9 protein-coding genes are annotated in these 12,645 nt (G+C 49.4%); 6 read left to right on the plus strand and 3 right to left on the minus strand.

Going from position 1 to position 12,645, the window contains the following annotated elements; all coding sequences use genetic code 11:
• Positions 1–141: 141 nt before the first annotated feature.
• The 5 genes from Y79_RS0109600 to Y79_RS0109620 all read left to right on the plus strand — a co-directional run bounded on the left by Y79_RS0109600 (position 142) and on the right by Y79_RS0109620 (position 6,899).
• A complete protein-coding gene (locus Y79_RS0109600) occupies positions 142–1,548 on the plus strand; it encodes a cytochrome ubiquinol oxidase subunit I (protein ID WP_016937474.1) in 1,407 nt (468 codons plus the stop codon).
• Complete coding sequence (gene cydB / locus Y79_RS0109605; RefSeq protein WP_016937475.1) at positions 1,532–2,548, plus strand: cytochrome d ubiquinol oxidase subunit II; 1,017 nt, start codon at positions 1,532–1,534, stop codon at positions 2,546–2,548. The genes Y79_RS0109600 and cydB overlap by 17 nt, the downstream gene beginning before the upstream one ends.
• Positions 2,548–4,251, plus strand: coding sequence for a thiol reductant ABC exporter subunit CydD (cydD, locus tag Y79_RS0109610; RefSeq protein WP_016937476.1), 1,704 nt, complete (start codon positions 2,548–2,550; stop codon positions 4,249–4,251). The genes cydB and cydD overlap by 1 nt, the downstream gene beginning before the upstream one ends.
• A complete protein-coding gene (cydC, locus tag Y79_RS0109615) occupies positions 4,248–5,978 on the plus strand; it encodes a thiol reductant ABC exporter subunit CydC (RefSeq protein ID WP_016937477.1) in 1,731 nt (576 codons plus the stop codon). The genes cydD and cydC overlap by 4 nt, the downstream gene beginning before the upstream one ends.
• 90 nt (positions 5,979–6,068) lie before the next feature.
• Positions 6,069–6,899 (plus strand): NAD(P)H-hydrate dehydratase, encoded by an 831-nt coding sequence (locus tag Y79_RS0109620; RefSeq protein ID WP_016937478.1) that lies wholly within the window; start codon positions 6,069–6,071, stop codon positions 6,897–6,899.
• Positions 6,900–6,912: 13 nt separating this feature from the next.
• On the opposite strand, the gene Y79_RS0109625 is transcribed toward Y79_RS0109620, so the two are convergent.
• The gene (locus Y79_RS0109625; protein WP_016937479.1) at positions 6,913–8,271 is read right to left on the minus strand and encodes a purine-cytosine permease family protein; all 1,359 of its coding nucleotides are present in this window, start codon (positions 8,269–8,271) and stop codon (positions 6,913–6,915) included.
• A 315-nt stretch (positions 8,272–8,586) separates the two neighbouring features.
• Between Y79_RS0109625 and Y79_RS0109630 the strand changes: the two genes are divergently transcribed.
• The gene (locus Y79_RS0109630; protein ID WP_016937480.1) at positions 8,587–9,573 is read left to right on the plus strand and encodes a choloylglycine hydrolase family protein; all 987 of its coding nucleotides are present in this window, start codon (positions 8,587–8,589) and stop codon (positions 9,571–9,573) included.
• Positions 9,574–9,611: 38 nt separating this feature from the next.
• Here the strand turns inward: Y79_RS0109630 and katX are convergent, their stop codons facing one another.
• Positions 9,612–11,225 carry a catalase KatX gene (gene katX / locus Y79_RS0109635; RefSeq protein WP_016937481.1) on the minus strand — a complete coding sequence of 538 codons (1,614 nt, stop codon included), beginning with the start codon at positions 11,223–11,225 and terminating at the stop codon, positions 9,612–9,614.
• Positions 11,226–11,341: 116 nt separating this feature from the next.
• Positions 11,342–12,640, minus strand: a complete 1,299-nt coding sequence (locus tag Y79_RS0109640) for an arsenical efflux pump membrane protein ArsB (protein ID WP_016937482.1) — start codon at positions 12,638–12,640, stop codon at positions 11,342–11,344.
• Positions 12,641–12,645 lie beyond the last annotated feature (5 nt).

A 12,645-nucleotide genomic window follows, 5' to 3' on the forward strand; every position in this document is an offset into this window, starting at 1 on the left:
GGAGTGCAGGCTGATAATTCATTAGTTTTGACAAATTTGTGAAACGTTGAGCAAATATATCATTTCTTGTGAAATACCGAGCAATGGTTTTGTCGTGTTTGTGAAATGTTGAGCAATTTACCAGATTGGAGGAAAAACATCATGAGTGAGTTGGTTTTAGCCCGCATACAATTTGCATCTACAACATTGTTTCACTTCCTGTTTGTGCCTATGTCTATCGGGCTTGTGTTTATGGTTGCTTTGATGGAGACGCTTTATGTTGTCAAAAAACAAGAGACCTATCTCAAAATGGCTAAATTTTGGGGACATCTCTTTTTAATTAACTTTGCTGTCGGCGTCGTCACAGGGATTCTTCAGGAATTCCAGTTTGGATTGAACTGGTCTGATTATTCCCGTTTTGTCGGAGACGTATTTGGCGCTCCACTTGCGGTTGAAGCGCTTTTGGCGTTCTTTATGGAATCTATTTTTATCGGATTATGGATTTTCGGCTGGGACCGTTTATCTAAAAAAGTGCATTTGCTTTGCATTTGGCTTGTATCCTTCGGGACGATTATGTCATCTTTCTGGATTTTGACGGCAAACTCATTCATGCAGGAGCCGGTCGGCTTTGCGATTAAAAACGGCCGCGCGGAAATGAATGATTTCGGGGCGCTTTTGACAAACCCTCAGCTTTGGGTTGAATTCCCTCACGTCATTTTCGGGGCGCTTGCAACGGGTGCTTTCTTTATCGCCGGTGTCAGCGCATATAAATTATTGAAGAAAAAAGAAGTGCCTTTCTTCCATAAATCTTTCAAGCTTTCTATGATTGTCGGTCTGATCGCCGGTATCGGCGTTGCGTTCAGCGGACATATGCAGGCTGAGCATTTAATGGAATCGCAGCCGATGAAAATGGCCGCCAGTGAAGCGCTTTGGGATGACAGCGGTGATCCTGCCGCGTGGACGGCTTTTGCGAACATTGATACGAATAAAGAAAAAAACACATCAGAAATTTCAATTCCTTACGCACTCAGCTACTTGGCTTATCAGAAGTTCAGCGGCAGTGTTAAAGGGATGAAAACTCTTCAAAAAGAATACGAAAAAACGTACGGAAAAGGCGACTATATCCCGCCTGTTAAAACGACGTTCTGGAGCTTCCGCATTATGGCGGGTGCAGGCGCGCTTATGATTTTTGCCGCGATTGCCGGCTTTATTCTGAACCGCCGCAAAAAGCTTCATACGAGCAAGTGGTATTTACGGGGCATGATCGCACTGATCGCATTCCCGTTCATTGCGAACTCTGCCGGATGGATTATGACTGAAATCGGACGCCAGCCGTGGACGGTCATGGGGCAATTGACGACCGCACAATCCGTTTCGCCTAACGTAACGACGGGATCTCTGCTGTTTTCAATTATCAGCTTCGGCGTCATGTACTTGATTTTAGGCGCGCTGCTTGTTTTCCTATTCGTTCGTGAAATTAAAAAAGGTGCGGACCATGATGATCACAAGGATGTTCCTGTATCAACAGATCCGTTCAGTCAGGAGGTCTACCATGGGGTCACTTCATGATCTTTGGTTTATACTCGTTTCGATTTTGTTTGTCGGATTTTTCTTTTTAGAAGGTTTTGATTTCGGTGTCGGCATTTCGACCCGATTTCTTGGCCATAATGAATTAGAACGCAGAGTGCTGGTTAACACCATCGGCCCGTTCTGGGATGCGAATGAGGTGTGGCTGATCACAGGTACGGGAGCGATTTTCGCGGCATTCCCGAACTGGTATGCAACGATGCTCAGCGGATATTACATTCCGTTTATCATCATTCTTCTTGCCTTGATGGGCCGCGGCGTGGCATTTGAATTCCGCGGGCAAGTGAACAATCTGAAATGGGTCAAAACATGGGACTGGGTGATTTTCTTCGGAAGCCTTATCCCGCCGTTTTTATTCGGCCTTATCTTTACAAGCTTGTTCCGCGGTGTGCCGATTGACGGACACATGAACATTCACGCAGGTTTTTCAGATATTGTGAACGTGTATTCCGTTCTTGGCGGAGCAGCCGTCACCCTTCTTTCATTCCTGCACGGTTTAATGTTTATCACCTTGCGCACGATCGGTGATTTACAAGAGCGTGCGAGAAAAATGGCAAAACGCGTAATCGGTGTTATCTTTCTTGTTGTACTTGCTTTCTTTGCGATGTCTGCATACGATACGGATATGTTTACACGCCGGGCAAACATCACGATTCCAATATTCGTGCTGATTGTCATCTGCAACGTTCTTGCCATTGTGTTCATGAGCAAGAAAAAAGACGGCTGGGCATTCGGTATGACCGGCGCGGGTCTCGCTTTGACAGTCGCGATGATTTTTATCTCCCTGTTCCCGCGCGTCATGGTCAGCTCGCTGAAAAGCGCGTATGACTTAACAGTAGCTAACGCGTCTTCCGGTGATTATTCACTTAAGGTCATGACAATTGTCGCACTGACTTTGCTGCCGTTTGTCATCGGCAGTCAGATCTGGAGCTATTATGTCTTCCGGAAACGCGTCAGCCATAAGGAGCCTATGACTTATTAATGGGAAAAGACCTGTTTCTTTATAAAGGAATGAAGCGGATTCTTGCGATCATTACGGGATTAACGATCATACAAACGGCCGCCATTATCTTGCAGGCGGAATGGCTGAGCCAGGCGGTAACCGGATTATTTAATGGGAAGCGGATTGCTTCTCTTTATCCGGTTATCGGTTTTTTCCTGCTTGCGTTTTTGGTCCGGCACGCGGTGACAACGGTCCGGCAGAAAATCGTGTACCAATATGCCGCGCAAACCGGCGCAGACTTAAGAAAAAGATTTCTTGAGCAATTGTTCCGTCTCGGCCCCCGCTTTGCGAAAAAAGAGGGGACAGGCCGGATGGTGACGCTGGCGATGGAAGGCATCAGCCAGTTCCGCCGCTACTTAGAGCTGTTTCTGCCGAAAATGGTCAGCATGGCGATCGTGCCGGCTGCCGTTGTCATTTACGTGTTTTTTCAGGATAAAACATCGGCTTTGATTCTGATTCTTGCGCTTCCGATTTTGATTGTATTTATGATCCTGCTCGGACTTGTCGCACAGAAAAAAGCCGATCGCCAATGGAAGTCCTATCAGACGCTTTCCAATCATTTCGTGGATTCGCTCCGCGGACTGGAGACATTGCGGCTTTTAGGATTAAGCAAATCACACAGCAAAAATATTTTTCATGTCAGTGAGAGATACCGCAAGGCGACGATGAGCACACTCCGGGTCGCGTTTTTATCATCATTCGCCCTTGATTTCTTCACGATGCTGTCGGTGGCGACAGTGGCGGTGTTCCTCGGCTTGCGGCTGATAGACGGGCAGATTCTTCTCGGTCCGGCATTGACCGCGCTGATTCTTGCGCCTGAATACTTTCTCCCGGTCCGCGAGGTGGGAAATGATTACCACGCGACATTAAACGGGCAGGAAGCGGGAAAAACCATTCAGGCGATTTTGGCGCAGCCCGGTTTTAAAGAAGAAAAGCCGCTCGAGCTTGATACGTGGACTGACGGAGATGAATTACAGCTTACGCGTTTGTCCGTCCGTGAATCGATGTCTGAATTTAATCTGTCCTTTAAAGGGAAGAGAAAAATCGGGATTATCGGGGAAAGCGGCGCGGGAAAATCGACTCTCATTGATGTGCTGGGCGGCTTTTTAGAGCCTGCGTCCGGTGAGATCAAGGTAAACGGTGAATCCCGCTCGCATCTGCAGTCGGACGGCTGGCAGAAGCAGCTGCTCTATATTCCGCAGCATCCGTACATTTTTGATGACACGCTTTTGAATAATATCCGGTTTTATCATCCTGATGCTTCCCGTGAGGAAACGGCGCAGGCCGCTGCTTCGGCGGGTCTTTCCGAACTGATTCGTGATCTGCCCGGCGGTCTTGACGGCCGGATCGGCGAGGGCGGACGGGCGCTCAGCGGAGGGCAGGCTCAGCGTGTCGCGCTGGCCAGAGCCTTTTTAGGAAACCGTCCGATTCTCCTTTTGGATGAGCCGACCGCTCACCTTGATATTGAAACAGAGTATGAAATAAAAGAAACGATGAAAGACCTATTTGAAAATAAGCTTGTTTTTCTGGCCACTCATCGTCTTCACTGGATGCTTGAAATGGACGAAATTATCGTGCTTGATGACGGCGCGGTGGCGGAAATCGGCACCCACGACGAATTGATGGCGAAACAAGGCGTATACGCCAAACTTGTAGAGGCGCAACTGGGGGAAAGAACATGAGGAAAGAAGAATGGATTCTGCCGTATATTAAGCAAAATGCCCGTTTGTTTGTTCTTGTGATTTTTTTAGGCGCGGTGACGATTTTTTCGGCGGCCTTTCTCATGTTTACTTCCGGTTTTTTGATCTCAAAGTCAGCAACTAGGCCTGAGAATATCCTGCTGGTGTACGTTCCGATTGTGGCCGTGCGCACCTTCGGGATCGCCCGTTCAGTTTCCCGGTATGCCGAGCGTCTGACGGGGCATCATATCATTTTGAAAATCGTGTCCGACATGCGGGTGCGGCTTTACAATCTGCTGGAGCCGGCCTCTCTCATGCTCTCTTCCCGTTTCCGGACGGGCGACATGCTCGGCATTTTGGCTGAGGATATTGAGCATTTGCAGGATGCGTTTTTAAAAACGATTTTCCCCGGGGTTTCCGCTTTGCTGCTCTATGCGGCATCCGTTATCGGGCTCGGCTTTTTTTCCTGGCCGTTTGCCGCTCTTGCGGCGATTTACCTGTTTGTATTGGTTGTCTTATTTCCGGTTGTGTCGCTTCTTGTGACGAGAGCGAAAAACATGAGGCTAAAAAGCGGACGGAATACGCTCTACAGCCGGCTGACAGATGCCGTGCTCGGCGTGAGCGACTGGATGTTCTCGGGACGTCAGGCCGCCTTTATTTCCTCTTATGAAGAGAAAGAAAAGGCATGGTTTGACCTCGAGAGCAAACGTCAGCGATTTACGAGGCTGCGCGATCTCGCCGCACAATGCCTTGTCGGCGGCTTCATATTGATCATGCTGTTCTGGACGGCAGGTCAGTATGCGGACGGCAGCATCGCCAACACGATGATCGCGGCCTTTGTGCTTGTTGTATTTCCATTGACGGAGGCGTTTTTGCCCCTTTCGGATGCGCTGACGGAAGTACCTTCTTATCAGGATTCGATCAGAAGAATGAGTAAGGCGGCTCCGGAGCTGCGGGGGCGTGAGGTGAAGCAGTCAGATGAGAAACTGGATGTCACTGATGTGACACTGGCGTTTGATAACGTGTCATTTTCTTATGATCAGCACAGTCATGTGCTTGACCGCTTTTCCTTCACTCTCCGCCAGGGTGAAAAAATGGCGTTGCTCGGCAGGAGCGGCTCCGGTAAGTCGACCTCTCTCGCTTTAATTGAAGGCGCCTTAGTTCCCGATTCAGGCAAAGTGACACTGAACGGGCTGGAAACTGCGGCCGTGCAGGATCAGATTTCCTCAGCGGTAGCCGTTTTGAATCAGAAGCCTCATCTCTTTAATACGAGCATTATGAACAATATCCGGCTCGGAAACGGCAAGGCGAGTGATGAAGATGTTAAGCGTGCGGCGCGGCAAGTGAAGCTGCACGACTATATTGAATCATTGCCTGACGGGTATGAAACATCCGTGCAGGAGACGGGGATTCGTTTCTCAGGCGGGGAACGTCAGCGGATCGCACTTGCCCGCATTCTGCTTCAGGATACGCCGGTCATTATTCTTGATGAACCGACGGTCGGCCTTGATGCGGTCACTGAACGCGAATTGCTTGATACGATTTTTGACGTCTTTAAAGAGAAAACGATTCTCTGGATTACACACCATCTAGCAGGTGTGGAAACAGCTGATAAGATTGTCTTTTTAGAAAATGGAAAAGCAGAAATGGAAGGAACCCATCAAGAGCTGCTTGCAGAAAACGAACGGTACCGGAAGCTTTACCGTCTTGATGTTCCGATCAGAACATAAACAGCCGCAAACGTGCGGCTGTTTTTTTGTGCGGTTTAAAATCTCTTCTTGTTTGGAATATAAATAAGAGACAGAAGAGGAGGTACAGAGATGAACATACTGGATTGGACGGAACGGGATGTGAAAGATACATTGCCAAAGCGTGAGGCAGACAGCCATAAGGGGACGTTCGGGACGGCGTTATTGCTGGCCGGAAGCGATGACATGCCGGGAGCCGCCCTTCTTGCAGGTTTGGGCGCGATGAGAAGCGGTGTCGGCAAGCTCGTCATCGGTACATCGGCAGGCGTCATCCCGCTCATTGTCCCGGTGCTGCCGGAAGCGACGTACTGGCGGGACGGGTGGAAAAAAGCCGCGGCGGGTCAGCCGGAAGAAACCATCCGGGCCGCGGCCATCGGGCCGGGGCTTCCCCAAACGGACGAAGTGCAGCAGGCGGCTGACCAGCTGCTTTCTGCCGAGTATCCCGTCATACTGGATGCGGGCGCCATAACAAAAAGAACCTATCCGGAAAGGAAAGCCCCGGTGATCTTGACGCCTCACCCCGGCGAATTTTCAAGAATGACCGGCCTTCCGATTCAAGAGATTCAACAGAATAGAGCGGCATATGCCGCGGAATGGGCGGAGCGGCTTCATGTCACGATTGTCCTGAAAGGAAACGAAACCATTATCGCTTTTTCTGACGGGGAGTGCCGCCGGAATACAACCGGAAACGGCGCGCTTGCAAAAGGCGGGACCGGCGACACGCTGACGGGAATGATTCTTGGCATGCTGTGCTGTCATCAAGACCCGAAGCATGCCGTATTGAACGCCGTCCGCCTTCACGGCGAATGTGCGGAGTTATGGACGAAAGAGCACTCCGCACATACCTTATTGGCGCACGAACTTTCCGAACTGCTGCCGCGTGTATGGAAGAAATATGAATAAAGAAAAGGCGTCTTCATAGGGAAGGCGCCTCTTTTTGTTTTAACCTTGATTTCATCAGAACATAATACAACAGCGACGGAACGGCCAGCCCGACAACCCAGGCGATGTCGCCTCCGCCGAATATTTCAGCGAGCGGCCCGATGTAAAAGGACGTATTGATAAACGGGATTTCTAGTATGATCGACAAAACGAAGGCGGCCGCTGTAATCCAGTTGACCCTGCCGTATTGTCCGTTGACGTCAAACATCGATTTGACGTGGTATTTTCCGCGGCGGACAAAATAGTAATCCACGAGGTTGATCGCTGTCCATGGAATTAAGAAATAACTGATGAAAAAGATGAAATTTAAAAACAGTTCCATGAAATTGCTTTGGCCCATGAGACTTAATACAGTACCCGCTGCCGTCACATAAAGGATCATTACCACTCTCGTTTTCGGCGTCACCTTCAGTTTTAAAAACGGCTCCAAGGTGGTCGTGGTTGACATAAAGGCTCCGTATAAATTAAAGACGTTGATCGCCATTTGTCCGAACAGGACGATGATCAGCATAATAAAGGAAAACGGGCCGAACAATCGGACAATTTCATTTCCGGCATTAGCAGTGAATCCCGGGAGCGCCGTCGTCAAAATAGCGCCGAGAAGCATCATCCAGATAGAACTGACTGACGTACCTGCGTAGCTGTACCAAAAGGTATGCGATGCCGGTGTTTTGACCGGCAGATAACGGGAATAATCTGCGACATATGGCGCGTATGCCAGCTGCCATGTGGCCACCGCGCTGACCGCCACTAAGAAAACAGGCAGATCTAATGAGCCGGGCACCCAGCTTCCTGAGGGAATCGGCAGTTGAAAAATAAGAATCGTTGCAGCAAAAAAAACGGCAAAGGAGGTCCAAGAGAGGATTTTCTGCATTTTGTGAATCAGATCATGACCGTAGATCGTGAGTAAAAAACAGATGGCGCTTAAGCCGATAATACACCATGAAGCCGGAATCGGGACAAAGCTGCTCAGTGTACCGGCTGCGAGAATCGTACTGCTCGCAAAGAAGCCCAGGTAGATAAACATGACCAAAAAGAGGGGCAGAATCGCTCCGATCACGCCGAATTGCGCGCGGCTTTGAATCATTTGCGGAATTCCGAGCTGAGGTCCTTGTGCGGAATGAGACGCCATAAAGATTGCGCCGATAAAGGTTCCGATCATAATGGCGGCGATACTCCAAAAGAGATCGAGTCCCATTGTAACGGGCAGTGTGCCTGTGACTAACGTTGTTATATGCATATTCGCCCCGAACCAAACGGGGAATAAATCTTTGGCCTTTCCGTGTCTTTCGTGATGCGGAATATGTTCAATCGTTCGCCTTTCTACTTTCAATAGATAATCTCCTCCGTATGTCTTCTTTTAACATAAAGTCATAGCTTAACAGATTGACTTACCGTTTACAAATTCCAGTACACAGGAAAAACATTGTAAAGCCTCGCTGACAGCCGTTCTGAGATTTTTTGTGAAACTGAACAGACACTGCCGCCAAAACGATTTACCGGGGTTTAAAAGGCATGGAGATGCTTACGGACTAATATGTATGAAGGAGAAATGTGTCAATCTTTTGACGAATGGAGCTATTATTCGCTAAGCTTTAAGAATAGTTTACTTTGTGTAAATTTCATAAACGAAAAGGGGATTGATGATATGTGTACAAGTCTTACATTGAAAACGGCAGATGGTAATCACCTATTGGCGCGAACGATGGATTTTGCTTTTCAGCTCGACACCGACGTCATGCTGTACCCTCGTCAGTACAGCTGGAAAAGCGAAGCTGACGGCAGGCTGCATAAGACGAAATACGCATTTATCGGCATGGGGAGAAATCTCGGCAATATTCTGTTTGCCGACGGCGTGAATGAAAAAGGGCTGTCTTGTGCGACGCTGTATTTTCCGGGATTTGCGGGATACGAGAAAGCGCAACGGGAGGGCACGTGCCGCATCGCTCCTCATGAGTTCGTCACATGGGCCTTATCAAACTGTGAATCTCTTGAAGACGTAAAGGAAAAGCTCGCTTCACTGACAATTGTAGAGAAGAAGTTAATGTTATTGGATACGGTGCTGCCCCTTCATTGGATTTTATCAGACCGCACGGGTGGCTGCATTGTGATCGAGCCGACGCCGGAAGGTATGAAAGTCTATGACAACAAACCCGGAGTGATGACCAACAGTCCTGAATTTCCTTGGCATGTGACCAATCTGCGCCATTATATCGGAATCAGGCCGCAGCAGTCAGAAAGCAAAACATTGGGCGGAATGACATTAACCGCATTCGGCCAAGGGTCAGGAACGATCGGGCTTCCCGGTGACTACACGCCGCCATCCCGATTCATCAGGGCCGCTTACCTGAAAGAGCATTTAGAGCCTGCCGCTCATGAAACAGATGGCGTTACGGCCGCTTTTCACGTGCTGTCCAATATGAATATTCCAAAAGGCGCCGTGATCACCGAGGAGAATGAAATTGATTATACACAGTATACGTCCGTCATGTGCTGTGACACGGGGAGCTATTACTTTCATCTGTACGACAACCGGCAGATCCATAAAGTAAGTTTATTCCATGAAGATCTTGACCGTCCGGAGCCGAAAGTATTTGCTGCTGTGGCGGAGCAGAATATACAGGAGCTTAATTAGCTCAAAAAAAACAGGACGCGATTGTCCTGTTTTTTTGTTTAATACGGATCTGACGGATGGCTTTCCCGTTCAGCCTGCTTTGCCGCCTGTGCCGCATCCGTAGTGCCGATCGGCCCGCCGCTGTTGCTTTCGGAGGCTTTTTTCAGCCCTTCAGCCACGCGTTTTCCGTAGTCCGGATCTGCTTTTGTGAAATTCTCAATCATTTGGTCCTGAATGTCTTTCCGGCAGGAAGAGAGCGTATTGACCAAGTTTGTGATCAATTCGTTCCGTTCAAATTCTGAAAAACGGCGATACGTTTCTCCAGCTTGGCCGAAGTTATTCGACCGGTCGATCGCTTCCCGCTTCACATCGCCTTCGACATGAGGCGTATGGTCTTTCCCATCCTGCTTCGCTTCTTTAAGTCCGCCCATAATAGACGGCTCATAATTGACGTGCGGGTTTTGCCCTTCTGCCCGATCGACCCGATACTGCATTTGCCCGCCTTCCTGGTTGGTGGCGACATGCTTTTTCGGCGAGTTGATCGGAAGCTGCAGGTAATTTGCGCCGACGCGGTACCGCTGGGTATCTGAATAGGCGAATGTCCGCCCTTGAAGCAATTTATCATCTGAAAAATCAAGCCCGTCCACCAGCACGCCCGTTCCGAATGAGGCTTGTTCCACCTCGGCATGGTAGTTTTCCGGATTTTTATTGAGCACCAATTTGCCGATCGGCTTCCAAGGAAAATCGTCTTTATACCACAGCTTTGTCGGGTCAAGCGGATCAAAATCCAGTTCGGGATGCTCGTCATCAGTCATGATTTGGGCATACACTTCCCACTCCGGATAATCGCCTTTTTCAATCGCGTCATACAAATCCTGTGTCGCATGGTTAAAGTTTTTCCCCTGAATCTCTTCCGCTTCCTTCTGTGTCAGATTGCGGATGCCCTGTTTCGGTTCAAAGTGATATTTGACGAGCACGGCTTTTCCTTCTTCATTGACCCATTTGTACGCATGGACGCCTGAGCCCTGCATCTGCCGGTAGTTGGCCGGGATGCCCCACGGCGAAAACAAGAAAGTGATCATATGAGTCGCTTCCGGTGATTGGGAGATGAAGTCGAAAATACGCTCACCGTCCTGTATGTTCGTAACCGGATCAGGCTGAAATGCGTGAACAAGATCCGGAAACTTCAACGGATCACGGATAAAAAAGATTTTCAAGTTATTGCCGACCAGATCCCAGTTGCCGTCTTCCGTATAAAGCTTAACGGCAAAACCCCGGGGATCACGCAGTGTTTCCGGCGAGTGCTTTCCGTGATTGACGGTTGAAAAGCGCACAAACGCCGGTGTTTTCGTTCCTTTCTTTTGGAACACCTTCGCCCTTGTGTATTTTGAAATCTCCTCGTCTCCAAAACTTCCGTACGCCTCAAAGTATCCGTGTGCACCGGCGCCGCGCGCGTGAACGACGCGCTCCGGAATCCGTTCACGGTCAAAGTGGCTGATTTTCTCCAAAAAATCATAATTCTCCAATGTCGTCGGCCCTCTATTGCCGACTGTCCTGACATTCTGGTTGTCAGTGACCGGATGGCCCTGCCGGTTTGTCAGCGTGTCTTCTGACTCGCCTTTACCGGTCGTCTTACTGGAAAGCGCTTCTTCGCTGTCTTTGTTATTTTCCATTGCTGAACCCTCCTTTTTGAACGGTATCAATATGCCCAGCAGAGCCATTTTTTAAAACCCGTTTTCAAAAGAAGAGGTTATTCCGCAATCGGCGTTAAAGATCCGCCGTTCCATACTCAGGCCAGCCATAACAGCCATAAATAAAGCCCGATCAGGGTGATGAATAACGTCGGAACGGTTAATATCAGACCTGTTTTGAAATACATTCCCCAGGAAATTTTCACGTTTTTCCGGCTCAGCACATGGAGCCATAACAATGTCGCCAGCGACCCGATCGGCGTGATTTTCGGCCCGAGGTCCGAACCGATAACATTCGCGTAAATCAATGCTTCTCTCATCAGCCCGTGAGCGTCCGTTCCGCTGATGGCTATGGCGTCAATCATCACCGTCGGCAAGTTATTCATAACGGAGGACAGAACCGCAGCGATAAAACCCATTCCGAGTGTCCCCGCAAACAGTCCGTGATCCGCCGCTTTCTGAATAAGCTGAGAAAGAAGATCCGTCAGTCCGGCATTCCGCAAGCCGTACACGACAACATACATGCCGACAGAAAAAAACACGATGGCCCACGGGGCGTCCCTGATGACTTGTTTTGCAGGGACGGCGGGGCTTCGCTGCGCCAGAATGAGAAAAATAACCGCGATGGAGCCGGCAACGAAGGACACAGGGATCGACAGCAGCGCGCTGACGAAATACCCGATCAATAAAACGGCCAGGACACCCCATGATAACCGGAAAAGGCGCTCATCCTTAATGGCGGATGCAGGATGTTTCACAAGGCCGGTGTCAAACCGTTTCGGAATGTTTTTTCTGAAATAGAGATACAGCACCAAAATGCTTGCCGCCAAAGAAAAGAGGTTGGGCACCAGCATACGTGATGCATATTCAATGTATCCGATATGAAAGTAATCCGCGGATACGATATTGACCAAATTGCTGACCACGAGCGGGAGCGAGGTAGTATCGGCGATGAACCCTCCGGCGATAATAAACGGTAAAATCAGCTTTTCAGGTAAATCTAAAGCCCGCACCATCGCCAGTACGATCGGCGTCAAAATGAGCGCCGCTCCGTCATTGGCAAACAGGGCGGAGACCACAGCCCCTAAGACGGAAACATAGAGAAACATCCGCAGCCCGCTGCCTTTGGCCGCCATGGCCATATGCAGCGCGGCCCATTCAAAAAATCCGATGCTGTCAAGAATCAATGAAATGATAATAATGGCGATAAAGGCAAGTGTCGCATTCCAGACGATTCCCGTCACTTCCGCGATATCATGCAGGCTGACTGCCCCCGCAATCAAAGCGAGGACCGCTCCGCCGCAGGCAGACCAGCCGATTGATATGTGTTTCGGCTGCCAAATGACAAATACAAGTGTCAGCACAAAAATCAGCGCTGATAAAACCGCAATTCCCAAGAATA

It is taken from the genome of Bacillus siamensis KCTC 13613, from assembly GCF_000262045.1.
GTDB lineage: Bacteria > Bacillota > Bacilli > Bacillales > Bacillaceae > Bacillus > Bacillus siamensis.

What these genes read in the sequence shown, in the direction of transcription:
- Y79_RS0109620 (WP_016937478.1), top strand. Translation starts at nt 6,069, where the DNA reads ATGAACATACTGGATTGGACGGAACGGGATGTGAAAGATACATTGCCA.
- Y79_RS0109600 (WP_016937474.1), top strand. Translation starts at nt 142, where the DNA reads ATGAGTGAGTTGGTTTTAGCCCGCATACAATTTGCATCTACAACATTG.
- cydB (WP_016937475.1), top strand. Translation starts at nt 1,532, where the DNA reads ATGGGGTCACTTCATGATCTTTGGTTTATACTCGTTTCGATTTTGTTT.
- Y79_RS0109630 (WP_016937480.1), top strand. Translation starts at nt 8,587, where the DNA reads ATGTGTACAAGTCTTACATTGAAAACGGCAGATGGTAATCACCTATTG.
- cydC (WP_016937477.1), top strand. Translation starts at nt 4,248, where the DNA reads ATGAGGAAAGAAGAATGGATTCTGCCGTATATTAAGCAAAATGCCCGT.
- cydD (WP_016937476.1), top strand. Translation starts at nt 2,548, where the DNA reads ATGGGAAAAGACCTGTTTCTTTATAAAGGAATGAAGCGGATTCTTGCG.
- katX (WP_016937481.1), bottom strand. Translation starts at nt 11,225, where the DNA reads ATGGAAAATAACAAAGACAGCGAAGAAGCGCTTTCCAGTAAGACGACC.